Source organism: Nocardia sp. NPDC127606, from assembly GCF_042671725.1.
Taxonomy (GTDB): Bacteria; Actinomycetota; Actinomycetes; order Mycobacteriales; family Mycobacteriaceae; genus Nocardia.
In genome coordinates this window covers 1,434,441-1,460,272 of record NZ_JBHXWQ010000001.1, presented here as the reverse complement: position 1 = coordinate 1,460,272, position 25,832 = coordinate 1,434,441, and the positions used below count along the sequence as shown (strand labels likewise).

Genomic DNA, 25,832 nt, shown 5'->3' with positions numbered 1-25,832 from the left:
CTATCCATTTCGGCGTCGTGCACATCGGTAGGCGCCATTTCCGACTTTTGGAGAACGATCAGTGTCAAGCGACAACGAGTTGTTCCATCCCGTGATCACGCTGCCCGACGAGATCCGCAAGGGCCGCTACGCACGTCTTGTCGGCCTCGACGAGGTCAAGACCCGACTCCGCAAAGAAGCAGCCGTACTCGCCGATCCGTCGGTGCTGGCCCGCTGGGCGTCCAGACATCACCCGAACGTCGCCGCCGATGACCAAGCATTCACATTGTTGCGCGACCGCGCACCGTTGATCCTGTTCGCCGGCGACGTCGGGTCCGGAAAGTCGGCGCTGGCGGAGAGCTTCGGATGCGACCTGGCCGAAGTACTGGACATCGAGGTCACCCTGTTCCGGCTCAAGCTGACCACGCGTGGCACCGGTCACGTCGGCGAGATGACGGCCCTCGTCGGGGACGCATTTGCCACGGTCATCGCAGAAGCGAAGCTCGGCCGCTCTTCCAGCGGAAAGCTGCGCGGTGTCACCGTCCTGGTTATTGACGAGGCCGATGCGCTCGTGCAGTCGCGTGAGGCGACCCAGATGCATCACGAAGACCGCGCGGGTGTGAATGCATTTCTGGCAGGTATCGATGACATCGCGGGTTCCGGTATTCCGCTGCTGGTGGTGATGTGCACCAACCGCCTTGCGGCGTTGGACCCAGCGGTAAAACGTCGCGCTGCCGCGATTTTCGAGTTCGGCCGCCCGAACGATGGACAGCGCCGAAAGGTGCTCCAGAATGCGTTCGCCGGATTCGACCTCACGGATGAAACGATCGACAAATTGGTCCTCGCGACCGGCGGGCGAGCAGATGGTCGGCCGGGATACACCTATTCCGACATCACCCAACGCTTGGTCCCGTCAGTCATTTTGGCCGCCTACCCCGACACCGCGATCACAGCAGACCTGCTGCTCGCCGTCGCCGAGGACCTGCAGCCGACGCCTCCGTTCGATGATCGAGCCGCGGCATGACGACGATGCCCGCCCGAGGCGCCGCCATCCGCGGAGACGACTATCAGCACATCGTCGGCCTGTTCCACGCCGGCCGCATACTGACCGACCCGGAACTCGAATCAGTCAGCATCGAGGACTCCGACGGCGGCGCGTTTGACGACATCGTCGTGCGCTCGACAGCAACTTCGGGCCGCCCGCACCTCTATATTCAAGTGAAGTCAGGCGTCGACCGCGGAGCGGTCATCGACGCCGACTGGCTCGTGACGGCACGAACACCGAAAGGCAAGAGCCCCCTCCAGCACTTCCATCGCACCTGGGTGGATGTGACCGCCAAGGGGGAGCCGTTCGTGTTGCAGCTTCTCTCGAACAAGAACTACGACCACAATGACCCCGTCCTCAAGCTCATCGACAATCTCACGGACAAAATCGCCCGGACGAAGCTCGACGCGCTTACACCGCGGAGCAAAGGCGGAGTTCAACTGTCTGCCTGGGCAGACCATCTAGGCGTGACGCAGGACGACCTCAAGGGTTTCCTTACGGCGGTCGAATTCGTTCGCGGAGAGTCTGACGCTTCGTGGGCAGCGAGGGCGGCTACGCTGATGCGAAACGCGGGTCTTCGTGATGACGACGACGCCGTGTCCCGTGCTCGCGAGATGGTCCGCGGCTGGGTCACCTCGGGCGCTGGCGTTCGCACGACGAACGACATCCGGGCTGAAGTCGCCGCCAAGGGCCTACTCGCCCGCGGCAGCGAGCTTGTCCTCGCCATCCACGCGATCGATCGCGCTACCTTGCCGCACCGACCAAACGCCGAAGTCGACATCATCGACCTCTACCCGGATGTAGACCCATTCCAGCGGCGGGAGTTGTTGGACTCCGCCGCGTGGGAGGGCGTGGTCATGCCGAAGTTGAAGGCGGCCAAGAAGGACCTCGAAGGTTTCAAGAGTCGCAAGCTCTATATCACCGCACACATGCGGCTACCGTTGTACTTCGCCGTGGGCCGGACATTTCCAGATGTCGGAGGCTGGGTGCTGTCGACCGACCAGCGAGATGTCATTTGGACGACCGATGTGGGAAGGGCAACTGCCGCTGTCGAGGTCGTGATCGACCGGCGCGTGGGCGACGGTCCCGATCTTGCGGTTGCGATCGCGCTCACATACGACCCGACAGATGACGTCTGTGATTACATCGAATCCTCGGGCATCCCGATCGGACGAATCCTGTCGCTATCCACGTCCGGTGGCCCCAGCAAAACGTCGGTGCCTGGGCCGGGATGGTCTGCTGACTGGGTCCGGCGTGCTCGCGACCACATCCGAGCCGCGGCCAAAGAGATGCGCGCGGAGCGGGTACACCTGTTTGTATCGTCGCCCGCTGGCATCGCTCTGTTCCTCGGGCACGACTGGAATCTATTGCCGACCACCATCGTGTACGACCACCTGGGCATTACTGGGTACTCCCCCACCATCACACTGCCTGGGTAACAACCCACTGCGGAATCGTGAGTGGCGCGAGCACTTCGGTCACGTCGGCATCGGATACGCCGCCGGAGCAGCCGACAAGTTTCTCTCGCCTGGAGGATCGCCGACCAGCGCGACCCCGAACCAGGCTCGCTACTCTCAGGTTCTTCCGGATTATGCGGCTTACTCTCAGCTCATTCCGGAAGTGCTGTGCGAGATCTTTCCGGAACTACTTGAGAATGCCCAGGTAGAAGACTCAGCCGACTCTCAGATCTTTCTGGATCGCACATTTGCAGTGTTGTCCAATTCGGAAAAGGTCGAGCCTGTTCCGGTAAATGCTGGCACCAGCTCGAATCGCCGGGAAAGTTGAGAGTATGTGCGCATACCGCTGCTCTGGGTGAACATCCATGCATCCATCAATGTGTCACAGTGACGAAACGCTATAGACGAGGCTGATGTGCGTGCCTGCCGTGAATGCGCCGGACTTCTTCGGTCGTGACGGACACGGCTGTGGGTGGGTGATCGCTATCCGCCCACGAGCATGCCGGCCCGAACAATCCGATGCGACGAGGTGGAGAGCATTGTGCCCGTCGAACCCCCGATGTTGAGACCAATCGACTGCAGGATCAGCAGGGCAGAATTGAGGGGCACTGCGGATGTCGCCAACCCGCATGGCACACCGAATCCGTGCGCGCGAAGCCGATGTCACTCCGCACACACGACGGACAACTCGCGGAATACGGCAGACAGCGGACTGCTGGGTATCGGTGTGTTGAGCACGGACATTCCGGCCGTCGCCTCGCCGACGAGCTGAGCCGACCCCGGTAACGCTTCCCATTGCCGTGCACCGGCGGTTCGCCACTCCCCTGTGATCGCCGAACCGTTTCGTTGCAGACGTAGATCGACCGCATCTGCCGACGTCCGTATTACCGCACCCGAACCCGGCTCATTCGCAAAGGGAGTCGTCAGCTTGACGTGTTCGCCGTTAGTCGAGAACTCGAAGGCGATCGCGTCGAACGTGCCGTGGCCGCGTTCGAGACGAACATAATTGAGCTGATCGACCATGATCAGCAATCCGGCGGCTTGGTAACTTTTCGTCGGATCTACGGTCACACTGGTCTCCAACGTGAAATCGCCCCGCACGGGAATGCTTACGAACGCAGCCGTCACCGAGCCTTGAAAATCGGTTCGCACATCCGAACCAGGCGCACCCACAACGACAAGGCCGTCCCGTGTGTACTCCGGTTCCGTCGGCATGTGAGCGGTAGCGAATTGCGGATACTTCGACCCGTTCGTGAAATCGGCATCCAGCGCGCCGCATGAACTGTTCGTCTGGTCGCCCCCACCCTCAGCCACGAATTTCACGAGCACAACGCCACCGACGACCGCGGCAGACGCGAGGAGCGCTGCAATCACCAAGAGCCGCGACCGTCGGGGTCGCGGCTCGCTCCGATGTACCGGTTCGAACGACGCGGCACGGGTGAATTCGGGCGTTCGCGCCGGCAGTGCGGATGGTTGGGTTACCTGCCTTTGGTGGGGTTCGACGGAGGACGTGTCGGTTTGACTCACATCGTCGGCGGGGTCGCGGAAGGCGTTGGGGACTCGGCCCCCGGTCGGGCGCTGGTGGGCTGGCGTTGCGCTCCCGTCGAGCAGCCTCGTCAAGCGGTCGAGCAGCCTGTTCACGTCTGAACGGAAGGACTCGTGCGATAGGCGGATGGCGTTGCGCACGGCCAGAGACTCGATGGACGGCGGGAGTTCTGAGCTGCGCGGCATGTCAGCGCCGTCCACGAGCACGGGGATGACGCGGATGCCGCGTGCGAGCGCCGTCGCGATCTCTAATACGACGAAGTCACCAGATCTGTCCAGTCTGCGTTGGCCCTGCTCGTCCACGACCGACACCCAGCGCCGCCCGATCAGCGCGAGAAATACGTCGCTGACGCTGACGGCATCGACGATCGCCTTCGTGAAGTCGACTCCTATCTCGATCGAGTCGATGTCCATGAACACCCGATCGGCGCCGAGTCGGTCAACGAGGCGTTCGCGAAGGTGGCGGGCGGTGCCCTGGGTGTCCTCGCGCCGATAGCTGAGGAATACCCGACCGGACGCCTGTTGCATGGATGCCATACTCCGCTCCTGTGATGCCGTCCCGAACGCCCGCCCTGAACTGCTATGGCCCAGTTTATGCCGGAGGCTCACCGTTTAGAGAGTCATCCTTCGCAGAACCCGGCGACGTCGGACTATCCAGTCCCGGCGTGTCGGGTTGTCCCCTTTATCGCATCGATGTGGCGGTATTGTGCTGGGCCATCCGGATTGCGGCCCAACCGATGGCGGCGGTGAAGAGTTCACCCTCATGGTGGGCGCGCACCTCCAGACACCGATCCAGCCGCATGGTGGGTGACACTCCCCCTCCCAACTTCCCCTGCCCTAATTCGTCACTGTGACACAACGAGGGGCTGGGTCGGGCATGCTGATTCATTGGACCGATTTCGCTCCAGTTGCATTCGTACCCATTCCGGAGTCAGCGCGGGCCCGTACCGAGCCCTGCCGCGACCGCGGCGAATTGGTTGGCCGCATCGACCATCCAGTTGAAGACATCGATCGGCACAACGGTCCCGTTGCACGTCAAGATGTTGCAGTTTCCGGGCGCGTAGGGGCCTACGCCGAGGAGTGTGCCGAGGACATTCTGCGGGTCGGCCCAGTAAGCGAGGTCTTCGACGCCGGTGATCAACGGGCCTGTGCTGTCGTCGTAGTGGTAGGGGTTTGTCGGGCTGAACGTCAGGGACGTCGTCGACGGCGGCGGTGATCAGACGGATAAGTTCTTGATTGTCGGGGTTGCCGGTGCCGGTCAGATTGGCGCTGAGGTTGTTCGGGTCGATGCGGGTAGGGATGCCGTTGCGGACGATGACCATATCGAGGCTGGGGACTACGACAGCCAATTGCCCGAGAGCACCGGAGAACGCGTAGGTATCGCGCGGCGATCCGGGCAGGATGGGACGTTCGTGCAGGCGAGCACGGGGCCCGGAGAACGATCCCCAATGGGTGTCACCGGCATTGGTCCAGAGCAGGAATCCGTAGCCGCCGTTGGCTGAGGTGGGCTCGGCGGCCTGGCGTACATAGTCGGGATCGATGAGATTTCGGCCCTGCCAGGTGCCGTTCTGCAGCATGAGGCGGCCGTACCTGGCGAAGTCATCGGGGCGCATCGCCAGACCGCCTGATGCGATGGAGTTGCCGGAACGATCCCGCAGCCAGAACCAGTTCTGTCGGTTGATGCCCAGCGGGTCCATGAGTTCGCGTTGCATGAAGTCCTGAAAGTCCAGCTGACCGGCGATTTCGACGATCTCCGCGAGCAGGGTCAGAACGCCTTGCGCGTATTGGAAGGTCGTGCCCGGATCGTGTTCGACCGGCAAGTTGAGGCCCTGTTGCACGGGATCGGTGTAGTAGCCGGTGATGTCGTTGATCCAGCTGAAGTGCAGGCCGGAGGTCTGGGTCAGGATCTGGCGCACGGTGATCGCGGCGTGGGCGGGGTCGGCCTGGGGGAAGAACCTGCCGATCGGGTCGTCGAGGCCGAAGTATCCGAGCGTGATCGCCCGGCCGACGGCTACCGAAAGGACACCCTTCGTTCCGCTCGCCAGTGGCATCGGCAAGTTCCACGAGTTGGTGCGGTCGCCGATCAGACAGCCGTGCCGGTAGACCTGCAACGCGATGGCGCCCTTGGCGGCGCCGAAATCCATCGCGGCGTTCAACGCCGCAGGGTCGAAGCCCGCTGCTCGAGCATCGCGCCGTTCGGCGATCTGGTCCGGCGCGGGCTCGGCGCAGCTGTTCTGGGCCGGCGGCGTCGCTGTCGGCTCGGCCGCCACCAACGCTGCGGGCGCGGTGCTGACGAGGATGGTTGCGGCCGTGGCGGTCAGGACCGTTCGTCTCAGTGCGGCGAACTTCATGTTGCTGGTTGCTCCCCTTGGCTGGTGCACGAGGTAATCGCCGCGCACAATGTTGGACGCTCGTGTCCAAGTGTTCGCACAGTATTCCACTGTGCGGTGAAACACAATCCCGAATCCATCAACCGAACCAGCGCAATCCTGCGGTGGGCAACCAGTGCGTGCCCCTCCCCCGTCGCCGGAGCTCGTCGCCGTGGAAGTTGTGCCCCACGCCACATCCGGGTACCGTCCCGGAAACATGGACGACGGTGTCCAACATTAATTCCAGGGGAGCGAATGTTCAGATCGACGGTGTTGCGGATCATGACGGTCGGGATGGCGGTAGCGATGTGTTCGGGGGTCGCCACCGCGCAGCCGACCGATCACGAGGAGCCGCCGACATCCACCGGTCCTTTCGGCGTGTGGCCGAAGACGGTACAGGGCGAGATCCATCGAGAGTTCGCGCGAACGGGTGAGCACGAGGTCGCGGTGTCGCAGGAGCTGCATCCCTGTGACGACCTCTACGGCACGATGCAGCGTGTCGGGTTCTGGCTGGCCGGTGGCAACGACATGGACAAGATGCGGTGCACGTACGCGTTTCCGCACGGCCTGGATTCCCCGATCGGAATGCTCTACTACTCCCCGCGCGACCTACAGACCATGGACGCCGCACCGGTGCTGGTGTGGTTGCCTGGACTCGACGGTGACGCGGGGCAGTACGATGCCATCGCGCGCCTGTGGGCGAGCCGTGGATTCGTCGTCGCAATACCGTACAACTTCGTGAATTCCTTCCCCACGGACGATATCTGGGGTATCCAGGCGCTGCTGGCGGAGGAAGCGCGACCGGAGTCCCCTTTGCACGGCAAAGTCGACTTCGCCCGGACGATGCTGGGCGGCCATTCCGGCGGTGCGGGAGCGACGTTCTGGGCGGCGAGCTATCTGCCGGGCAACGTGCATCTGCTCGACCCGCGGCTGCGGATCATCGGGGCACTCAGTGTGGCTACCGGCATCCAGGCGCCCACCGGGCTCAATGTCACCGTGCCGACGCTGACCATCACCGGCAACCTCGACATCATCACCCCGGATATGCTCTGGCCCCGATGGGTCGACTACAAGACGATCTTCCAGGCTCCGGCCTACATCGCGACTGCCATCAACGCGACGCATTTCGCGGTCAACGGCGACCTGCCGAACAATCCCGTCGCCGGGCTGTCGACGGCCTGGTTGGAACATCTCGCCGGTACCAACCCGGCTGCGGACCAGGTGTTCGTCGGGCCGGACTGGTCACTACCCCACGATGGCGCGTTCATGGCCGTCGAGCGCAACGCACCGGCTGAACAGGTGCGATGAGCCCAGCTCGAGTAGCCAGGGTCGGCGGTAGTCGCCCGACGTGCGTCGACTTTCCGGTTACATCACGCTGACGAGGAAGTGGGTGAGGACCTCGACCAGGTCCTCGAGTTCGGCGGGCGATCCGCCCATGCTCCACTGATGCACCAGTGCCATCAGTGCGCCGATGAATCCGGTTGCCGCGGCACGAAATCCGCCGGCGGGGACGAAGTCGGCGCCGCGTGTCTGCTTCAGTTCCCAGGTGACGAACTCCACCCAGATCTCGCGCTGTTCGACGCGATGCTTCTCGACTTCGGCGCTCACGCCGACGATTTCGACGAACGACACCCGTGCGCGATTGGGGTCCTTGCCGATCGATTCGGCGTACGCACGTACCGCGATGGATGCGCGGGTGGCCGGGTCGGCACCGACGACGGCTGAGAGCGCCTCGATGAGCGCTTGTCGCGCATCGGCTTGGATCATGTCGTAGACCGCGAGGAGCAGTTCCTCGCGGTTGCCGAAGTGTTCGTAGAACTGGGCCCGCGCCAACCCGGCGGCCTTGCATACAGCGGTGATCGAGCTGCTCTGATAGCCCTGGTCGCCGAACACGGCGAGCCCGGCGGCGATGAACTGTTCGCGTCGCTCTGCCCGGCGATCCTCGACCGGGCGACCGTCATAGACCCGTGGAGAACCGCTCGCCGTCACATCATCAACCCTAACGGCGCGGGGACGTCATCGGCTCGCGGGTCGCCGATCCACCCCGGTGCGGCCGGCCCTCGGTCGTGGCACTGGTGAGATGCAGCAGCCACGACCGAGGTCGCTGACAGTCCGTCAGACTGGAACAGGGGTGAGGCGGCGGGATTCGGTGGCCTTTTCGGAGCTGGTCTCCGGGGCGTTGTCCGCGTCGGCGGTGAGGTACTGATCGGGCAACGACAGTTTCGCGATGGTGCGCAGTGTCAGACCATATTGCCGGACCAGGCTGCCAGTGGTATACGGCAGGCGATATTCGGCCGCCAGTTTGCGTACTTCACGTTGGATTTCGGGGAGCCGGTTGCTCGGTAGATCCGGGAACAGGTGGTGTTCGATTTGATGGCTGAGCGTGCCCGACAGAATGCGCATCACGGGGCCGACTTCGATATTGGCGCTGCCCAGGTATTGGCGTAGGTACCATTCGCCGCGAGTCTCGCCCTCGATGTCGCGTTTGGTGAACTTCTCCGCGCCGTCGGGGAAATGCCCGCAGAAGGTGATGATCTGCTCCCACACGTTCTTGGTGAGGTTGGCGGTGATGTTCGCGCGGATCGTCGATTTCCAGTTTCGCCCGGTCATCGCCGGGAAGATGACGTAGTCCTTGAGCAGCTGCTTTCCTGCCTTCTGGACGATTTCGTCACGCGCCTGCCGGAACTTCTTCTTGTCCTTCTTGCCCGCCAGCACGCGCGGGATCTCCAGGTGGTACACGCACATGCCCAGTTCATAGAGCAGCGAGACCGGGACGAGGTAGACGAAGTTGCCGAGATGATAAGGGCGCCAGCGACGGTCGCGCGTGATGCGGAGGAGACCGTAGCCTTCGTCGGGGTCCAGCCCGAGCACGTTGGTGAAAACGTGGTGGCGGTAGTTGTGCGCTTCTTTCCAATGCGCGGCGGGCATGGAATGGTCCCATTCCCAGGTGGTGGAGTGGATTTCCGGGTCGTTCATCCAGTCCCACTGGCCGTGCATGACGTTGTGCCCGATCTCCATGTTCTCGAGCACCTTCGACAGGGTGAGCAGGCCTGTCCCCCACCACCAACTGCTTTTCCGACCCGAGTCGATCAGCACGAGTCGAGCGGCTATCTCGCACGCTCGCTGAACGCGGATGACTGTCTTGATGTATTTCGCATCGCGTTCACCCAGGCTGGATTCGATCTGCCTGCGCAACGCATCCAGGCGTTGCCCGAACTCTTCGATGTCGGTCGGCGTGAGATGTGTGTACGCCTCGACGTCAGATATAGCCATCTGCTGTGTTCAACCCCTGTTCCGGTGCCGCGCGCCGGGCGCGGTCCAGGTGAGAATACGAACTCGAGGGGTTTGTTCGGTGCTGTGCGCGGTATTTAGTTAGACGTAACAGCCAGGAGTCCTGGATTGGGTGTCAGTGACTACTATCGGCGGCGGGTTCGTAGATCTTGTCCACCTCGGGGGCGTACTTCTTCATGACTTCCGCTCGCTTGAGCGACATCTTCGGCGTCAGTTCGCCGGTGGCCTCGGTCCAGTCGACGGGCAGAATGCGGACCTTCTTGATCGCCTCGGCATGGGACACTTTCTTGTTGGTGTCGGCCACGGCTGCATCGATCTCCGCGATGAGATCCGGGTTGTCGATCAGGGCCTCGTTCGGAGTGTCGGCGGGCAGGCTGTGGCTGTGCTTCCACGCCGGGAGTACTTCGGGGTCGAGGGTGATCAGCGCGCCGACGAACGGACGGCCGTCACCGACCACCATCGCCTGACTGATCAGCGGGTGGGCGCGCAGCGAGTCTTCCATCAGTCCCGGGGAGACGTTCTTTCCGCCCGCGGTGACGATGATTTCCTTCTTGCGGCCGGTGATGGTGAGGTAGCCGTCGCGGTCGATGCTGCCGAGGTCGCCGGTCTGGAACCAGCCGTCGGCGAAGGCGTCGTCGGTGGCCTGGGGGTTGCCCCAGTATTCGTGGAACACGACAGGGCCGCGTAGCAGCAGCTCGCCGTCGTCGGCGATCTTGACGGCGTGGCCTTCGGTCGGGCGTCCGACGGTGCCGACTCGGGTATCGGTCGGGGTGTTCACGGTGATCGCCGCGGTGGTCTCGGTGAGTCCGTAGCCCTCGTAGATGGGGATGCCGACGCCGCGGAAGAAGTGACCGAGCCGCGCGCCGAGTGGTCCACCACCGGATACCGCGGCCTCGCAGCGTCCGCCGAGCGCGCGACGCAGTGTGCGGTATACGAGTTTGTCGAACAGGGCGTGGCGCAGTCTGAGGACGATTCCGGGGCCGCCGGTGTCGCGGGACTCGCTCCAGGCGATGGCGGTCTCGGTGGCCAGGTCGAAGATCTTTCCCTTACCGCCGGCGTGCGCCTTCTGCTTGGCGCCGTTGAAGACCTTTTCGAAGACCCGTGGCACCGCCAGGATGAAATGCGGACGGAAGCTGCCGAACTGGTCGACCAGCGTGGACCAGTCGGAGCTGAACGCGACGACCACCTTGGCGTCGAGCGCGGCCAGCGTCACCGCGCGCGCGAAGACGTGGGCGAGCGGCAGGAACATCAGTGTCTTGTTGCCCTCGGTGACGAACTCCCCCAGCGCGATTCGGTCGGATTTCGACTCGGCGTAGAGGTTCCCGTGGGTGAGGATCACGCCTTTGGGGCGGCCGGTGGTGCCCGAGGTGTAGATCAGGGTGGCCGGGGAGCTCGCGCCGACCTCGGCTCGGCGGGTGTGCACGGCCGCGTCGTCGAGATGGGCGCCGCGCGTGGTCAATTCCTCGACGACGCCCTTGTCGATCTGCAGGATTTCTCGCAGCTCGGGCAGTGCGCGGTCGTCGATCTCCTCGATGATCCTGCGGTGTTCGTCGCTGTCGACGATGAGCAGTTTCGTCGCGGAGTCCTGCAGGATCCATGTGGCCTGCTCGGCGGCGGAGCTGTCGTAGATGGCGACGGTGCAACCGCCGGTGGCCCAGATCGCGTGGTCGAGCACGACCCACTCGTAGCGGGTGGGGGCCATGATGGCCACTCGGTCACCGGGTCCGATGCCCGAGGCGATGAGGCCCTTGGCCACGTCGGTGACCGTTCGGGCGAACTCGGCCGCGGTGACGTCGGTGAGTTCGCCGCCACCGTTGGAGACGTTGAACAACACCGTGTGGGGCGAGTGCTCGGCGTGCAGGAACACACTGTCGGAATTGTTCGCGTGCTCGGGAATCGTGTAGGAAGCCAGGGCTTCGAACTCGTGCATCACAGGGGCCTTCCACATGGATTGATCAGTTACTGCGCGGGCGCGTGCTCGATACCGAGTCGCAGCATGCCGCGCAGGTCGTAGGTGTTGGTGGCGACCGCGCCGACGATCAGGCCGATCGCCAGTCCCGCGCAGGTCATCCAGAGACCCTGCGCCATGCCTGCTTCGAGGTGTCCGTCGAAGAACAGGATGGCGCGCACAGCCAGGTAGATCTGGTGCATGGGTTCGAACGTGGCCATGTCGGCGATCCAGCGCGGTGTCGCCTCGAGCGGGATGGTGCCGGAGGACGACGGGATTCCGAGCACCACGAACACGATGAGGTTGATCATCAGGCCTGCCGTGCCGAAGGCGGCCATCACCGACAGGGCGGTGACCGCGATGGCGGCGATGGCCAGTGTGCCATAGAGGAACAGCATCAGTGGTCTCTCGATCGCCATGTTCAGCAGGGTTCCGATGCCGAGGAACACACCGGAGGCCAGCGGGGCGCTGATCGTGGCGATCCCCCATTTGACGAGCAGCGTGCGCCACCGGCTGATCGGGGCCGGGGTGGTGGCCTTGTGCCAGGGGCCGTATTCGGCGGGGACATAGCCCAGTGAGGCGTCGACGAGAGAATTGATCATCATCGCGCCGCTGAATCCGACGATCAGCAGGACCAGGGTGTAGAAGAAGGCCGCCAAGCCCTGGCCGGTGCCTTCGGGCAGCGGGTGGTAGGCGGTGACGACGACGTCGATCGGCTCGGCGAGTTGGAGTTGTGCCGCACCGCTGAGTGGTGTGGCCCCGGCCGCGGAGCGGACCTGTTCGGCGAGCTGGGTGCCGATGGTGCTGTTGACCTGTGTCATGGCCTGGTCGGCGACGGTGTTCATGATCTGTGCGGCGAGGGTGCCCGCCCTCGGGTTGGTGAGCACGGAGATGATGGGCTGCTCGACCTGGCCTGGGACGATCGAGGCGGCGCCGAGGATGGCGACGCGCTTGGTGAAGTCGCCGGGGATGACGATGGCGCCGTAGACCTCGCCGTTCTGCAGCTGTTGCTGGGCTTCGTTGATGCCGAGTGGGCGCAGGTCGATCTTGTCGGCGGGGATGTTGTCGCTCAGCGCCGTGGTGATCTGTGCGCCGATGTTGGCGGGCTTGCCACCGACGGTGTCGCCGACATCCTGGTTGACCAGGGCGATCGGGAAGTCGTGGAGGTGCTTTTCGGGGTCGGCGGTGTAGCCGAGGTACATGGTGCCCAGGAGCGCCGCCAGGATGGTGACCAGGGTGATCGGGGCCAGCCATTCGCGGATCGGCATGGTGCGCTGCTTGCGGGTGGGCGCGGTGTTGTCAGTCATGGCAATCGTCAATGTAGTCAGCGACAACAAAGTAGTCAACGCAAACATTGGGTGGCTGTCGGATATCCTGCTCGTACCATGTCCCTGCACACCCCGTACCACCACGGAGACCTCCGCGCCGCGCTGCTGACGCGCGCCGAGGCGACACTGCGCGAGGCCGGCGTGGACGGGCTGTCCCTGCGTCAACTGGCTCGCGACACCGGCGTCAGCCATGCGGCGCCGAGTCGTCATTTCCGCGACAAGCAGGCACTCCTCGACGCACTCGCCGTCACCGGGCTCGAACGCCTCGGCTCCTGCTTCGAACAAGCCGTGATCGAAGGACCCATCACGGCACGCCTACAAACCGTCGCCTACGCCTACCTGCGATTCGCCGTCGACAACCTCGAGCTCTTGCCGCTGATGTTCGCGCGCCGAAACACCTCGACCTCTGCCGATATCCAGCAGGCCGCCGACCGGGCGTTCGCGGTGCCGATCACCCTCATCGCCGAAGGTCAGGCCGCCGGCGAGATCGTGGCGGGCGACCCGAAACGACTCGGTGTCACCGCCCTGGCCGCTCTTCAGGGGTTGGCCACCTTCGTCGGCTCCGGCTATACGGCCGACTACGACTCCGAACAGCTGCTCGACGACCTGGTCCGCCACCTCACCCTCGGCCTGCTCCCCCGGTCCTCCCCCGGCTGACAATCGCAGAACGCGCCATGCGCGCCCCTCGACACTGCTCAGTTGGATCCGGCCAGGACCACCGGCCGACCGTTGCGCGGTTGGGTGGGTCTGTTGCTGTGCGGGAACAGCGCACGGTAATTGTCGACATCGGGGGCTGCGACCGGCGCAGGGTGGCGCAGCACGATCCACTCGACGCCTTCGGTGCACGGTGGCGTGGTCAGGGAGCCCTGGTAGCGGAACTGGGCGAGGTCGGCCGGGAGGAATTCGCGTGGGTCGACGGTAGTGACAGCGCGGGTGAGCCCTGAGCGGTTCGGGGTGGCGGTGAGTATGCGACTCAGCGGGGTGGGGTCGGTGTGCGCGTTCAGCAGGACGGCGAGAACGGCCAGCCGGCCCGATTGGGCGGTGTGGACGAAATGCAGTTCCATGGCGGTCTCGGCGCCGTCGACTGTGTGCTCGCTGGGGAGATGGAAGTGGAATTGGGTCAGGGTGAACGGCGTTCCGTCGACGACGATGCGGTTGCCGGAGTCCGCTGGGGCGCTCGCCTGAACGGTGTGTCCGTTGTTGAGCAGGTTCACAGACGGAATGGGGCGGTAGTCGATCTCGATGTGGTCGGACGGGTGTAGTTCGGTGGGGCTGTCCAGGTCGATCGGCGATTGGGCGTGGCCGACGCGGCAGGCCGAGTAGCCGCGGTCGAGGTCGGCCCAGTGCTCGGGGCCCTCGGCGTCGTAGTCCCAGTGCGGTTTGCCCGTGCTGGCCGCGACCGAACCGCCGCAACCGGCGGCAGCGAGCAGTGCCAGTGCGGCGAGTGCGCCGCGGCGGGTGATGACGGGGCTGAGGTCATTGTGACGAACCGGCACCGGTGTAGCTCCTTGCCACGATTCTGCCGTCGGCCCGGATGTACACGTTCCGGGACGGCAGTGTGCGCGTGTCGAGATCAGCGTTCTCCACCGAACCGATAATGTCCGTTTTGCGCCGAATAGCGTTCTATTGCAGTCGATTTCGACCCTGCGCGGGATCTCAGGCTATGCCGGTCGTCATCGCGCAGACCAGACTCGAGGGCGGCGAGATGCGTCACATCGCCGGTGGCCGCGGTTCGAGGTGGACACCTAGGGGTCGGATCATGATCGAGATCCCAGAGGTCTTCGACCGCGAAACGATCAGTCGCGAAGGCGAACCCGGGCGGGCATGGATCGCGGCACTGCCCCGACTGGCGGATGAGTTACTGCAACGGTGGTCGTGCACTCCCGACGGGCCGCTCATGCACGGCCACGTCGGGATCGTCATTCCGGTGCTGCGCCCGGATCCGCTTGGCTGTCGACGCCCCTGCCGGGCTGCCGCGGTTGAGCGACCTGGTCGCCGACTGGACAGACGAGATGCGAGGCAGCGGGGATCGACCGTGATCGCGCCCAACGCTGGGCGCAGGTGCGTGCGGTGAAAGCAGCGCTCTGGGGCCGACGTCATGGGGATCCCGATTGGTTGATCCGAGCGACCGATCGACTGACCGAGATCCTGAGGTGATGCCACGATCGGCGGCGGGGAGCAGTCCGTGCCCGAGTAGGAGTACCGCGCGCAGAGCACCAGACCCGATGGCGGAGGCACCTCCGGTGATGGCGATGGTCTTCATGGCAGTTCTTACGGCGCGGGAGTAGGGCGCATCCACAGGGCGATGATCAGTGCGGCGACGGCGACGAGGGCCATCGCGAGGAAGGCATCGGAGAATGCCGCGCCGGCCACCGTGTCGTGCAAGGGGTTGAGGGCGTCGGTACCGGCTTGGCGTCGTGCGCTGACCAAGACGCCGAAGACCGCCGGACCCGCGCTGGCGCCGAGGAATTGGGCGCCCTGGAGGATCCCGAGCCCGATGCCGGCCTGTTCGGGAGCCAGAGCGCCGGCCGCGGCGCTGATGATCGGCGTCATGACGAAAATGAAGCCGACGCACAGTGTGGTGATCCCGATCGCGGTGAGGACCAGCGAACCGCTTCCGGCCACAGCGGACAGGAATACCGCGGAAAGTCCCATCACAACCAGGCCGGACAGCGCAGGGGTGCGGGCACCGATGCGATCGGCCAGCCGTCCGCTCAGCGGGGAGAGTACCGCGACGGCGAGGCCGGCCGGGATCATCACCAGGGCGCCGGTGCCCGGATCGAGGCCATCGACGTCGACGAGCACAATCGGCACGAACACCAGCGCGCCGAGGTTGATGCTCATCGCCAGCGACGCGACGATCACAGCGATCCGGAAGACCGGGCTGCCGAACAGTGCGGGCGGGACGAACGGCCGGTCGACGCGCCGATTGCGACCGGCGAACACAATGAGCGTGACCAGACCGATCACAAGGCATCCCAACGCCGAGGGCGCCGTGAATCCGGCGACCTGGGCCTGGGTGATTCCGAACAGCAGCAGTCCGGCGCCTGCGCCGAGCAGGATGCCGCCGGTGAGGTCGAAGCGTTCGGCGGTGGTCGGTGAGTCGGCGGGCAGGACCCGCCAGATCAACGGCAGCAGCACGAGCGCGATGGCGACCATCAGCCAGAAGGGGGCGTGCCAGCCGAGCAGCTGTCCGATGCCCCCACCGAGGGCAGGTCCGGCCGCGGTGCCGATTCCCGCCGCGGCGGAGATGACCCCGATTCCCATCCCGCGCTTTTCCGTCGGCAGCAGCCGGGTCACGGCCAGGATCGTGAGCACCGGGATCCCGGCCGCGCCGATGCCCATCACGATGCGACCCGCCACCAGCGCGAGCAGGGTCGGGGCGAGCGCGCTGACCAGGCTGCCCGCGGCATAGGTCGTCAGGCAGACCACGAACAGGTTTCGCAGGCTCACCCGGTCCGACAGGCGTCCGTAGAAGGGAATGCCGACGGAGAACATCAGCAGGAATCCGGTGACGACCCATGCCAATTCGGCTTCCGAGGCGTCGAACTCGGTGCCTATCGCCGGCAGCAGCAGATTGACCATGTCGCTGGCGATGACCGTCGCCAGCATCGCCGGCATGAGCACCGCCAGCAATGCCAGGGCTGAACCGGCACGGTCGGCGCTGAGTCTTGTCGAAGTCATGGGTTCCTCCCCACGGTTTTACCGCAACCATCGCGGTTGCAGTTACGGTAAAAAAGAACGGCGGTTTCCCGCCGTTGAACGGTCAGCGCGTCTGTGCCGCCGCTTCGATGTCGAATACCTTTTGGAGCAGGTGCGCGATGGTCGTCCGACCCAACTGCTCTTCCATCGCTTGCTCGGCGTTGCGGAACTCCTCGTCGACAATCGCCTGCATATGTCGCCCGACCTCGCACTCGGCACTGGGGGGGTGGGCATGTCGAGACAGCACCGGCGAACCCTCGACGGCGCGGTAGGCATCGAAGAGCGTGATGTCGCGAGCAGGGCGAGCGAGCGTCCAGCCGCCACCGCGACCCTCCGTGGACAGCACCAGATCAGCGTCACGCAGGTTGCCGAGGATGCGCCGAACCAGCACCGGATTACTCGCCAGACTTTCCGCGATCTCCACCGACGTCAGCGAAGTCTCGCCGCCTTGCGCCAGTTTCGTCAACGCGTGAATGGCGACCGCGCTTCTGCTGCTGACGCTCATGCATCCTCCCGGTGCGGTTGACCTTCGAAACTGAAACTAACACGGTTGCGGTTGCCGTGCATGGCGAACGGGCACCGGTCGTGGTTCAAGCCGGGTTGGCAGGCCAGTTCTTTTCCATCCAGTGGTCCGGCTTGGGGTGGGCAGTGAAGCCGTAGGGGCGGTACATGTCGTGGGCATCGCCGGTGGCCAGGGCCATGCGGCGCAGTCCCCAGCCGTCGGCGTCGGCCATGATCCGGTCGAGCAGGAGTTTGCCGACGCCTTTTCCGCGCTGCGAACGGTCTACGTAGACATCGGAAAGCCAGGCGAAAGTGGTGCGGTCGGTGACCAGGCGAGCGAAGGCGATCTGGGAACCGTCGCGCAACACGCTGTAGGGCAAGGAATTCTCGACGATGCGGCGGACACGCTCACGGCTGCGACCGAGTGCCCAGTAGGCGTCGGTGGACAGCCGGTGGTGGAGCCAATCGAGGTCGACGGCGGCGGGATCGGTGGAGATCTCGAGCATCGGTCCAGGATAGGACTTGTGCAGGCTGGTGAGTCTGGCTGGATTCGCCTCGGTGCTGCTTTTCGTCCTACCTGGCGAAAAGGACATCAAGACCGTTGCCTCGGAGATGCAGCTGCCGAATCGCCGCGGCGCATGCCAGGTTCCGTCACGCTGCGCTTCCCTGGAGAGTCACCCCAGGGAAGCGCAGCCGGGGTGTTCAGGCGCCGACGTAGGTGGCCAGGTGTTCGCCGGTGAGGGTGGAGCGGGCTTCGACGAGTTCGGCGGGGGTGCCTTCGAAGACGATGTGGCCGCCGTCGTGGCCCGCGCCGGGGCCGAGGTCGATGATCCAGTCGGCGTGGGCCATCACCGCCTGGTGGTGTTCGACGACGATGACGGACTTGCCGGATTCGACGAGGCGGTCGAGCAGGCCGAGGAGTTGTTCGACGTCGGCCAGGTGCAGGCCGGTGGTCGGTTCGTCGAGGATGTAGACCCCGCCCTTGTCGGACATGTGGGTGGCGAGCTTGAGGCGCTGGCGTTCGCCGCCGGACAGGGTGGTCAGTGGCTGGCCGATGGTGAGGTAGCCGAGGCCGACTTCGGTGAGGTGGGTGAGAATCTTGTGGGCGGCGGGGGTGCGGGCTTCGCCGTCGCCGAAGAACTCACGCGCTTCGTCGACGGGCATCGAAAGCACTTCGCTGATGTTCTTGCCCGCGAAGGTGTATTCGAGGACTTCGGCCATGAAGCGTTTGCCCTCACACACCTCACACATGGTCGAGACACCGGCCATCATCGCCAGATCGGTGTAGACCACCCCGGCGCCGTTGCAGTTCGGGCAGGCGCCCTCGGAATTGGCGCTGAACAGGGCTGGTTTGGCGCCGGTGGCCTTGGCGAACGCTTTGCGGATGTGGTCGAGCAGGCCGGTGTAGGTGGCGGGGTTGCTGCGGCGCGAGCCCTTGATCGGGGTCTGGTCGATGGAGATGACGCCCTCGTCGATCGGGATCGAGCCGTGCACGAGCGAGCTCTTGCCCGAGCCCGCGACGCCGGTGATCGCCACCAGAATGCCGAGGGGGATGTCGACGTCGACTTTGTCGAGGTTGTTGGCGGTGGCGCCACGAATCTGCAAGGCGCTGGTCGACTTTCGCACCGAGTCCTTGACCGAGGCGCGGTCGTCGAAGTGGCGGCCGGTGACGGTGTCGCTGGCGCGCAGCCCGTCGACGGTGCCTTCGAAGCAGATGGTGCCGCCCTTGGAGCCGGCGGCGGGGCCGAGGTCGACGATGTGGTCGGCGATGACGATCGTTTCGGGCTTGTGCTCGACGACGAGCACAGTGTTGCCCTTGTCACGCAGGCGCAGCAGCAGGTCGTTCATCCGCTGGATGTCGTGCGGGTGCAGGCCCGCGGTGGGCTCGTCGAAGACGTAGGTGACGTCGGTGAGCGAGGAGCCGAGGTGGCGAATCATCTTGACGCGCTGAGCTTCACCGCCCGACAGGGTGCCCGAGGGGCGCGACAGCGACAGGTAGCCGAGGCCGATCTCGACGAACGAGTCCAGGGTCTGGCGCAGCGACTCGAGCAGCGGCGCCACCGACGGGTCGTCGACTTCCTTGACCCAGTCGGCGAGATCGGTGATCTGCATGGCGCAGGCGTCGGCGATGCTGATGCCGTTGATCTTCGACGAGCGGGCCGCGGCGGACAGCCGGGTGCCCGCACAGTCGGGGCAGGTACCGAAGGTGACGGCGCGTTCGACGAAGGCGCGCACATGCGGTTGCAGCGAATCGATGTCCTTGGACAACATCGACTTGCGCAGTTTGGGGATGAGTCCTTCGTAGGTGAGGTTGATGCCCTCGACCTTGACCTTCGTCGGCTCTTTGTACAGCAGGTCGGCGAGCTGTTTTTTGGTGTACTTCTTGATCGGCTTGGCCGGGTCGAAGAAGCCGGAACCCTTGAAGATGCGGCCCATCCAGCCGTCCATGCTGTAGCCGGGGATCTTGAACGGGCCGTCGTCGAGGGAGAGATTCTCGTCGTAGAGCTCGGTGAGGTTGATGTCGTTGATCTGGCCTTTGCCCTCACAGGTGGGACACATGCCGCCGGTGATGGCGAAGCTGCGGCGTTCCTTGACGGTGACACCGTTCTTCTCGACCTCGACCGCACCGGCGCCGCTGATCGAGGCGACATTGAACGAGAACGCCTGCGACGACCCGATGTGCGGGTCGCCGAGGCGGCTGAACAGGATCCGCAGCATCGCGTTGGCGTCGGTGACAGTGCCGACGGTGGAACGCGGGTCGGCGCCCAGCCGGGACTGGTCGACGAGGATGGCGGTGGTCAGGCCCTCGAGCACGTCGACGTCGGGGCGGGCCTGGCTGGGCATGAAGCCCTGCACGAACGCGCTGTAGGTCTCGTTGATCAGGCGCTGTGATTCGGCGGCGATGGTGCCGAAGACCAGGGAGCTCTTGCCGGATCCGGACACGCCCGTGAAGACCGTCAGCCTGCGCTTGGGGATCTCGATGCTCACATCGCGCAGGTTGTTGACCCGCGCGCCGTGGACGCGGATCAAATCGTGGCTGTCGGCCGGCTCTATGGTGGTGCCGGTCTTCTTGGCCGTGCTCATGGGTCTCCCTCGATCAGTCGACATCGCCGGATATCGAATCTACCGGCGCGGTGGCCTACTTGGCCTGCTGGATGCGGACCATATTTCCGGCGGGGTCGCGGAAGGCGCAGTCGCGGACGCCGTAGGGCTGATCGGTGGGTTCCTGGACGACCTCGATCTCGCCGGCCTGCAGCTTTTCGAACAGGCCGTCGAGGTCGTCGGTGGCGAGGTTGATGCCGGCGTAGGTGCCCTTGGCCATCATTTCGCTGATCACGCGACGTTCGTCGTCGGTGAGGCCGGGATCGGCGGCCGGTGGGTGCAGCACGATGGAGGTATCGGGTTGGCCGGTGGGGCCGACGGTGATCCAGCGCATCCCGTTGTAGCCCACATCGTTGCGCACCTCGAAGCCGAGCGCGTCGCGGTAGAAGGCGAGCGCGGCGTCGGGGTCGTCTTGGGGCAGGTAGCTCTGGTGAATGGTGAGGTTCATGCCGACCACGCTAATTGTCGGCCGGAGCGGAAGCTTCTCGATTCCTGATCGGTCTGGTCACCTTCTTGACCACGCACGACGGCATGCCCGCGGTCTGTTCGTCCTGCTGCTGTTTGTAGACGCTGGGCGGTACGCCGACGAGTTCGGTGAAGCGGGTGCTGAAGGTGCCCAGCGAGGACGAGCCGACCGCGAAACACACCTCGGTGACGCTCAGGTCGCCGCGGCGCAGCAGCGCCATGGCGCGTTCGATGCGGCGGGTCATCAGGTAGGAGTACGGCGATTCCCCGTAGGCGAGGCGGAATTGCCGGCTGAGGTGTCCGGCCGACATGTGGACGCCGCGGGCGAGCGCTTCGACGTCGAGTGGCTGGGCGTATTCGCGGTCGATGCGGTCGCGCACACGACGCAGCAGCGCGAGGTCGCGCAGGTGCTGTGGTTTCGCGGGTGTGGCGGTCACATGGCCGATCGTCCCACGTCGGGCGGTGTTCTCGACACCGGCGGGTCGGTGCGGGTGTCGAGAACCCCGGCGAGTTCGGCGCGGAAGTGGGGGCAGGTGCGGAAGTCCTCGGCGTCACAGTCCAGGACGTGGGTGACGGCGTCGAGGGCGGCGCGGGTGCGGGCGATCTGGTCGGCGAGGCGGTCGCGATGGGCCTCGAGTACTTCGCGGCGGGTGCGGCGATCGGGGGAACGCAGGAACAGGATGCCGAGATCGTCGAGTGACAAGCCGGCTTTCTTGCCCAGGATGATCATCGCGATGGTGTCGATATCGGTGCCGCGGTAGTGGCGGCGACCGGCCGAGTCACGGGGTGGGGCGAGCAGTCCGCGGTCTTCCCAGTGGCGCAGCACGTGGGTCGCGAGCCCGAACTGTGCCGCCACCGCACCGATCGTGGTGTGTTCCTCGGCCATCCGCCGAGCCTATGCGGTGACGCGGTAGCAGGTGATCACGGCGACGGGATGCCAGGGCAGACGCACTGTTTCGGTGTCGACCGAGCCGAATGCGGTGGTGAGCGCGCGGCGGATCTCGCGGGTTCGGGTGAAGCGGAAGTCAAAGATCGCGGCAGCGCCGCCGGGGCGGAGCACTCGACGCAGTTCGGTGACGGCGGCGGGCAGGTCCGGCCATTCGTGCATGCTCAGGCTCGACACGGCGAAGTCGACGCTCCCGTCGGGGTAGGGCAGCTCGGCGACGTCGGCGACAGCCAGTTCGATCGTCTGCCCCACGGCGCGGCGGGCGATCTCGATCATGTGCGGAGACAGGTCGATCCCGTGCAGGTGCAGGTCGGGGCGACGAGTTGCCACGTGGGACAACAACTTTCCCGGACCTGTGCCGAGATCGACGACGGTGGCCGAGTCGGTGGTGCGGGTGTCGATGTCGGCGGCGATCCGGCGGTACAGGCCGGTGAGGAGTCGGGTGGCGCGCCGGTCGTAGCCGAGGCTTTGTTCGTATCCGAAAGTGGTCATGAGACCACCGTGGTTGTTCAGGTCGACCTGAAGTCAAGCTCGTCGGTCGGGCGCACGGCCGCGGTGCGACCGGGCGCTTGCTGGAATCGCCAGTACAGGTTGGTGTGGGCGATGACGTCTTCGGGTTTCGGTGCGCCCCACCGGGTCTTGTCGCCGGTGGTGTGGGCGTCGGCGACGAGAGTGACGTCGTAACCGCGCACGAACGCACCGTGGATGGTCGAGCGAACGCAGGCGTCGGATTCGGCGCCCGTGACGACCAGGTGGCCGGCGCCCACCGCCGCGAGCAGTCCCTCGAGTTCGGTGTCCTCGAAGGAGTCCCCGTAGTGCTTGTGGACCAGCGGTTCGGTGTCGGTGCGGATGAGTTCGGGGACGTAGTGCCAGAGATCGCTGTGTTCGACCAGGTCCTCGGAGGAGTGCTGGATCCAGATGATCGGGACATCGGCGATGCGGGCACGGTCGACGAGGGCGTTGATGTTCGCGACGACCTCGTCGCGGCGGGGTGCTTCGTCGACGACGCCGTTCTGCACGTCGACGACGAGCAGTGCGGTGTTCGGGCGGTCGGGCAGCGTGGTCATGGCGAATCCTCGGCAGCGGTCAGAGTGGGCGAAGGACGACGACGCCCGGGACGGTCTGGAGATACTCGGTCAAGGGGGTGTCGACGACCTGGTTGTTCGCCGCGAGCGAGGAGGCGTTGCGGAAGACCGGGCCGGTGGGAGTTTGGACGATGATGCCGACGTGGGTCACGTCGAGACCGGCGTCGGGTGTGTAAGCGCCGAGGAAGTCGCCGGTGCGAAGGGCGGCTTGGACTCCCCCGTCGACGGCGGCCGCGGGAATGTGGGTGACGGCACGGTCGACCACGGCGACACCCGGCAGGTAGGTACTGCCGTCAGCTTTCGCGTTGAGGTGCTTGGTGGTGGTCACGGCGGCGGGACTCAGACTCGCGGTGACGTCGGTGGCGGCGAGCCGTTCCCGGCCGGCCCAGTCGGTGAAGAAGTGCTTGCGCTGGGCGAATTCGACGCGACCGTCGATGTAGCGGGTGTTGACCAGGTTGGTGAAGAACTCGTCGCGGGTGCTGGAGCGAGAGGCGGCGTCGATGTAGTCGAGGTAGGTGAAGCAGTCGACCCGGCGCAGATCCGCGACCAGCCGTTCGGGCTCGGTGGCCGATCCGATCAGCATGTTCGCGCCGTACGGGGTGCCGAGCAGACGCGCGGAGAGCCGTTCGATGAGTTCGCCACGGCTCAGACCGCCCGATTCGGCGCGCACGGTGAGGAGTTCGTCGATCTTGCGCGCGGAGGCGTCATCGACCGACGGTGCGGCCGAGGCCGGTGCGAGCGCGCACACGAGTGCGGCGAGCACGAGCATGATCCGGACGATGATGCGCAAGACGCCTCCAGCTGGCCACGGGTCGATCGGTGCGAGCGCTGTCCACCGTAGCCGAGGCGGCGGACAGGATCGGCACCTCAGGGTTCCCGGCACCGCGATGATCGACGAGTGTGACGTTCGGCCATAGGCGATGCCGATTGTTCGCGAATGGTCTCGTATCGACCGATGAATGGGTTGTTCGCGTACCGTTGTCGCAGGTAGTCCGTGTTCGCGGCGAGTTCGCGATGGGGTTGCTCCCCGGGTGTCGTGGATGTGGTTCGTGCAGACGTCGACCATTGGCCCGTCCGGGCGGAAGGGATGCCGAAATGCGTGCGTTGACAGTGGTTCCCATGCAGAAGCAATCGTTGCGGGTGGAGGATGTGCCCGACCCGGTCGTCGGTCCCGGCGAACTGCTCGTCGACGGGATCTCGCTGGGCATCTGCGGCACCGACCGCGATATCGCGCAGGGCAACTACGGCTGGCTGCCACCGGGCAAGTCACAGATGGTGCTCGGGCACGAATCTCTGGGCCGGGTGAAGACCGCGCCCGCGGGCAGCGCATTCGCCCCCGGCGACCTCGTCGTCGGGATCGTGCGCAGGCCGGATCCGGTGCCGTGCGGGGCGTGCGCGCGCGGCCAATGGGACATGTGCCGCAACGGGATGTACGTCGAACGCGGGATCAAGGAGATCGACGGGTACGGGTCGACATCCTGGGTGGTGCGCGAGGACTTCGCGGTGCGACTCGATCCGGCCCTGGAGAAGGTCGGGGTGCTGCTCGAGCCGACGACCGTGGTCGCCAAGGCCTGGGATCAGATCGAGAAGATCAACAACCGCGCCTGGTTCGATCCGCGCACGGTCCTGGTCACCGGCGCCGGGCCGATCGGTCTGCTCGCGGCTCTGCTCGGGCAGCAGCGCGGCCTCGACGTACACGTCCTCGACCGGACCAGCGGCGGGACGAAAGAAGAGCTGGTCGAGGCGTTGGGCGGCACGTTCCACACAGGGACGGCGGCCGCCGCCGCCAAAGAGATCCGCCCCGACATCGTGATCGAGGCGACCGGCGCGCCCGCGGTGGCGTTGCAGGCGATGGAGATCGACAACCCCGGCGTGATCGTTTGTCTGACCGGGGTGTCGACACCCGGTGTCGACACCGATGTCGATGTGGGCGGATTGAACCGCAATATCGTGCTCGACAACGCGCTGGTGTTCGGTTCGGTGAACGCGAACCGCCACCACTACGAGCAGGGCGCCGAGGCGCTGGCCAAAGCCGACGAGGCGTGGCTGGCACGCCTCATCACCCGGCGGCTGCCGCTGGAGAAGGCGCTCGAGGCGTTCGCCCCGGGCGGGTCCGATATCAAGGTCGTCATCGACCTGGTCTGACTCGCCGATGCGAGGTCCGCGGTGGTCAGTCGGCCACCGCGGACTCGGCGGTGGGGACCGCGCAGCCGTCGGGGCCGCAGCTGTCGCCGTCGGCGATGAGCTGGGGGGCGGGTCGATCGTTCCAGGCGGTGTTCAGCGCCCGGGTGAACGTTTCGGGAGGTTGGGCGCCGGAGACCGCGTACTTGCCGTCGAAGACGAAGAACGGGACACCGGTGGCGCCGAGCGCGGCGGCTTCGGCTTCGTCGCGGCGGACCGCGTCGGCGTAGGCATCGGGGTCGGCCAGCACCGCGCGCACCGAGTTCTCGTCCAGGCCCGCGCGCACAGCCAAGGCCACCAGGCGTTCGGTGTCGCCGAAGACGGGCTCGGACTCGGCGAAGTTGCCCGCGTAGAGAGCGTCGAGCATGGCCTCCTGCTCGCCCTGGTCGAGGGCGTAGTGCAGGAGCCGGTGCATATCGAAGCTGTTGCCGGAGTCGCGGCCCGCGGTCTGGTAGGGCAGACCCATGGCCGCGGCCTGGGCGCCGATGCCGCGTTCGTTGGCGGCGGCCTGGTCGACGGTGATGCCGTACTTCTCGGCGATCGCCGGGATGACCGGGCGCGTGGAACCGGCGGGCAGCGTCGGATCGAGCTCGAAGGACCGGTGCACCACCTCGACGTCGTCACGGTGCGCGAAGTCGGCCAGCGCTTCTTCGAAGCGGGCTTTGCCCAGGTAGCAGAACGGGCAATTGATGTCGGTCCAGATCTCTACTCTGGTGGACAAGCGGGCCTCCTGCGGCGCATCGAGGGGTGCGGCGGTGGTCCGCCGAACAGTTCTGGACAGGCGTTCGAATTCGGGGAATGTAACGCCGGCAACGAGGCCGCTATTCCCTGGCGCGTCCGGGCACGACGGGACGAGCACGAGGGGCATCGATGGAGTTCGAGCGGCGG

Annotated in this window: 23 protein-coding genes; 5 read left to right on the top strand and 18 right to left on the bottom strand. The window is 65.5% G+C overall.

Annotation, left to right across the window (positions count from 1 at the left end; translation table 11 throughout):
- The first annotated feature begins 61 nt into the window (after positions 1-61).
- Positions 62-1,003 carry an AAA family ATPase gene (locus ACFVJ5_RS06915; protein WP_379218933.1) on the top strand — a complete coding sequence of 314 codons (942 nt, stop codon included), beginning with the start codon at positions 62-64 and terminating at the stop codon, positions 1,001-1,003.
- On the top strand, positions 1,000-2,463 hold the full coding sequence (locus tag ACFVJ5_RS06910; protein ID WP_379218932.1) for an SAVED domain-containing protein: 1,464 nt from the start codon (positions 1,000-1,002) through the stop codon (positions 2,461-2,463). Before ACFVJ5_RS06915 ends, ACFVJ5_RS06910 begins: the two co-directional genes overlap by 4 nt.
- A gap of 681 nt (positions 2,464-3,144) precedes the next feature.
- Here the strand turns inward: ACFVJ5_RS06910 and ACFVJ5_RS06905 are convergent.
- Together ACFVJ5_RS06905 and ACFVJ5_RS06900 are read right to left on the bottom strand one after the other, a co-directional pair.
- Positions 3,145-4,563, bottom strand: a complete 1,419-nt coding sequence (locus tag ACFVJ5_RS06905) for a TIR domain-containing protein (RefSeq protein ID WP_379218931.1) — start codon at positions 4,561-4,563, stop codon at positions 3,145-3,147.
- 308 nt (positions 4,564-4,871) lie between these two features.
- Positions 4,872-6,590, bottom strand: a complete 1,719-nt coding sequence (locus tag ACFVJ5_RS06900; RefSeq protein WP_379218930.1) for a serine hydrolase domain-containing protein — start codon at positions 6,588-6,590, stop codon at positions 4,872-4,874.
- A gap of 60 nt (positions 6,591-6,650) precedes the next feature.
- Here ACFVJ5_RS06900 and ACFVJ5_RS06895 point away from each other — a divergent pair, with 60 nt between their 5' ends.
- Positions 6,651-7,703, top strand: coding sequence for an alpha/beta hydrolase (locus ACFVJ5_RS06895; RefSeq protein WP_379218929.1), 1,053 nt, complete (start codon positions 6,651-6,653; stop codon positions 7,701-7,703).
- A gap of 57 nt (positions 7,704-7,760) precedes the next feature.
- On the opposite strand, the gene ACFVJ5_RS06890 is transcribed toward ACFVJ5_RS06895, so the two are convergent.
- The 4 genes from ACFVJ5_RS06890 to ACFVJ5_RS06875 all read right to left on the bottom strand — a co-directional run bounded on the left by ACFVJ5_RS06890 (position 7,761) and on the right by ACFVJ5_RS06875 (position 12,941).
- Complete coding sequence (locus tag ACFVJ5_RS06890) at positions 7,761-8,384, bottom strand: TetR/AcrR family transcriptional regulator (protein ID WP_379218928.1); 624 nt, start codon at positions 8,382-8,384, stop codon at positions 7,761-7,763.
- A gap of 126 nt (positions 8,385-8,510) precedes the next feature.
- Positions 8,511-9,668 (bottom strand): fatty acid desaturase family protein, encoded by a 1,158-nt coding sequence (locus tag ACFVJ5_RS06885; protein ID WP_379218927.1) that lies wholly within the window; start codon positions 9,666-9,668, stop codon positions 8,511-8,513.
- Positions 9,669-9,801: 133 nt separating this feature from the next.
- The gene (locus ACFVJ5_RS06880) at positions 9,802-11,616 is read right to left on the bottom strand and encodes an AMP-dependent synthetase/ligase (RefSeq protein WP_379218926.1); all 1,815 of its coding nucleotides are present in this window, start codon (positions 11,614-11,616) and stop codon (positions 9,802-9,804) included.
- 29 nt (positions 11,617-11,645) lie between these two features.
- Entirely contained in the window at positions 11,646-12,941 is a 1,296-nt protein-coding gene (locus tag ACFVJ5_RS06875) for a DUF3533 domain-containing protein (RefSeq protein ID WP_379218925.1), read from the bottom strand.
- A 78-nt stretch (positions 12,942-13,019) separates the two neighbouring features.
- On the opposite strand from ACFVJ5_RS06875, the gene ACFVJ5_RS06870 reads away from it, so the two are divergent.
- On the top strand, positions 13,020-13,619 hold the full coding sequence (locus ACFVJ5_RS06870) for a TetR/AcrR family transcriptional regulator (RefSeq protein ID WP_379218924.1): 600 nt from the start codon (positions 13,020-13,022) through the stop codon (positions 13,617-13,619).
- Between the two features lie 38 nt (positions 13,620-13,657).
- On the opposite strand, the gene ACFVJ5_RS06865 is transcribed toward ACFVJ5_RS06870, so the two are convergent.
- The 11 genes from ACFVJ5_RS06865 to ACFVJ5_RS06815 all read right to left on the bottom strand — a co-directional run bounded on the left by ACFVJ5_RS06865 (position 13,658) and on the right by ACFVJ5_RS06815 (position 23,553).
- Positions 13,658-14,458, bottom strand: coding sequence for a carbonic anhydrase (locus tag ACFVJ5_RS06865; protein ID WP_379218923.1), 801 nt, complete (start codon positions 14,456-14,458; stop codon positions 13,658-13,660).
- 775 nt (positions 14,459-15,233) lie between these two features.
- Complete coding sequence (locus tag ACFVJ5_RS06860; protein WP_379218922.1) at positions 15,234-16,646, bottom strand: MFS transporter; 1,413 nt, start codon at positions 16,644-16,646, stop codon at positions 15,234-15,236.
- A gap of 82 nt (positions 16,647-16,728) precedes the next feature.
- Complete coding sequence (locus ACFVJ5_RS06855) at positions 16,729-17,169, bottom strand: Rrf2 family transcriptional regulator (RefSeq protein WP_379218921.1); 441 nt, start codon at positions 17,167-17,169, stop codon at positions 16,729-16,731.
- Between the two features lie 85 nt (positions 17,170-17,254).
- Complete coding sequence (locus tag ACFVJ5_RS06850) at positions 17,255-17,671, bottom strand: GNAT family N-acetyltransferase (protein ID WP_379218920.1); 417 nt, start codon at positions 17,669-17,671, stop codon at positions 17,255-17,257.
- A gap of 196 nt (positions 17,672-17,867) precedes the next feature.
- Complete coding sequence (locus ACFVJ5_RS06845; protein WP_379218919.1) at positions 17,868-20,249, bottom strand: ATP-binding cassette domain-containing protein; 2,382 nt, start codon at positions 20,247-20,249, stop codon at positions 17,868-17,870.
- 55 nt (positions 20,250-20,304) lie between these two features.
- Entirely contained in the window at positions 20,305-20,715 is a 411-nt protein-coding gene (locus ACFVJ5_RS06840; RefSeq protein ID WP_379218918.1) for a VOC family protein, read from the bottom strand.
- A 10-nt stretch (positions 20,716-20,725) separates the two neighbouring features.
- On the bottom strand, positions 20,726-21,169 hold the full coding sequence (locus ACFVJ5_RS06835) for a helix-turn-helix transcriptional regulator (RefSeq protein WP_379218917.1): 444 nt from the start codon (positions 21,167-21,169) through the stop codon (positions 20,726-20,728).
- Complete coding sequence (locus ACFVJ5_RS06830; RefSeq protein WP_379218916.1) at positions 21,166-21,618, bottom strand: MerR family transcriptional regulator; 453 nt, start codon at positions 21,616-21,618, stop codon at positions 21,166-21,168. Before ACFVJ5_RS06830 ends, ACFVJ5_RS06835 begins: the two co-directional genes overlap by 4 nt.
- A gap of 9 nt (positions 21,619-21,627) precedes the next feature.
- On the bottom strand, positions 21,628-22,170 hold the full coding sequence (locus ACFVJ5_RS06825) for a class I SAM-dependent methyltransferase (RefSeq protein WP_379218915.1): 543 nt from the start codon (positions 22,168-22,170) through the stop codon (positions 21,628-21,630).
- A gap of 17 nt (positions 22,171-22,187) precedes the next feature.
- On the bottom strand, positions 22,188-22,745 hold the full coding sequence (locus tag ACFVJ5_RS06820; RefSeq protein WP_379218914.1) for an isochorismatase family protein: 558 nt from the start codon (positions 22,743-22,745) through the stop codon (positions 22,188-22,190).
- A gap of 19 nt (positions 22,746-22,764) precedes the next feature.
- Positions 22,765-23,553 carry a DUF1460 domain-containing protein gene (locus tag ACFVJ5_RS06815; RefSeq protein WP_379218913.1) on the bottom strand — a complete coding sequence of 263 codons (789 nt, stop codon included), beginning with the start codon at positions 23,551-23,553 and terminating at the stop codon, positions 22,765-22,767.
- A gap of 329 nt (positions 23,554-23,882) precedes the next feature.
- On the opposite strand from ACFVJ5_RS06815, the gene ACFVJ5_RS06810 reads away from it, so the two are divergent.
- On the top strand, positions 23,883-24,908 hold the full coding sequence (locus tag ACFVJ5_RS06810) for a glucose 1-dehydrogenase (protein WP_379218912.1): 1,026 nt from the start codon (positions 23,883-23,885) through the stop codon (positions 24,906-24,908).
- 25 nt (positions 24,909-24,933) lie between these two features.
- On the opposite strand, the gene ACFVJ5_RS06805 is transcribed toward ACFVJ5_RS06810, so the two are convergent.
- A complete protein-coding gene (locus ACFVJ5_RS06805) occupies positions 24,934-25,665 on the bottom strand; it encodes a DsbA family oxidoreductase (protein ID WP_379218911.1) in 732 nt (243 codons plus the stop codon).
- Positions 25,666-25,832 lie beyond the last annotated feature (167 nt).

Excerpts from the sequence above, each read along its gene's own strand:
- ACFVJ5_RS06910 (WP_379218932.1), top strand. The coding sequence starts at position 1,000 with ATGACGACGATGCCCGCCCGAGGCGCCGCCATCCGCGGAGACGACTAT.
- ACFVJ5_RS06905 (WP_379218931.1), bottom strand. The coding sequence starts at position 4,563 with ATGGCATCCATGCAACAGGCGTCCGGTCGGGTATTCCTCAGCTATCGG.
- ACFVJ5_RS06895 (WP_379218929.1), top strand. The coding sequence starts at position 6,651 with ATGTTCAGATCGACGGTGTTGCGGATCATGACGGTCGGGATGGCGGTA.
- ACFVJ5_RS06885 (WP_379218927.1), bottom strand. The coding sequence starts at position 9,668 with ATGGCTATATCTGACGTCGAGGCGTACACACATCTCACGCCGACCGAC.
- ACFVJ5_RS06880 (WP_379218926.1), bottom strand. The coding sequence starts at position 11,616 with ATGCACGAGTTCGAAGCCCTGGCTTCCTACACGATTCCCGAGCACGCG.
- ACFVJ5_RS06875 (WP_379218925.1), bottom strand. The coding sequence starts at position 12,941 with ATGACTGACAACACCGCGCCCACCCGCAAGCAGCGCACCATGCCGATC.
- ACFVJ5_RS06870 (WP_379218924.1), top strand. The coding sequence starts at position 13,020 with ATGTCCCTGCACACCCCGTACCACCACGGAGACCTCCGCGCCGCGCTG.
- ACFVJ5_RS06860 (WP_379218922.1), bottom strand. The coding sequence starts at position 16,646 with ATGACTTCGACAAGACTCAGCGCCGACCGTGCCGGTTCAGCCCTGGCA.
- ACFVJ5_RS06855 (WP_379218921.1), bottom strand. The coding sequence starts at position 17,169 with ATGAGCGTCAGCAGCAGAAGCGCGGTCGCCATTCACGCGTTGACGAAA.
- ACFVJ5_RS06850 (WP_379218920.1), bottom strand. The coding sequence starts at position 17,671 with ATGCTCGAGATCTCCACCGATCCCGCCGCCGTCGACCTCGATTGGCTC.
- ACFVJ5_RS06845 (WP_379218919.1), bottom strand. The coding sequence starts at position 20,249 with ATGAGCACGGCCAAGAAGACCGGCACCACCATAGAGCCGGCCGACAGC.
- ACFVJ5_RS06840 (WP_379218918.1), bottom strand. The coding sequence starts at position 20,715 with ATGAACCTCACCATTCACCAGAGCTACCTGCCCCAAGACGACCCCGAC.
- ACFVJ5_RS06830 (WP_379218916.1), bottom strand. The coding sequence starts at position 21,618 with ATGGCCGAGGAACACACCACGATCGGTGCGGTGGCGGCACAGTTCGGG.
- ACFVJ5_RS06825 (WP_379218915.1), bottom strand. The coding sequence starts at position 22,170 with ATGACCACTTTCGGATACGAACAAAGCCTCGGCTACGACCGGCGCGCC.
- ACFVJ5_RS06820 (WP_379218914.1), bottom strand. The coding sequence starts at position 22,745 with ATGACCACGCTGCCCGACCGCCCGAACACCGCACTGCTCGTCGTCGAC.
- ACFVJ5_RS06810 (WP_379218912.1), top strand. The coding sequence starts at position 23,883 with ATGCAGAAGCAATCGTTGCGGGTGGAGGATGTGCCCGACCCGGTCGTC.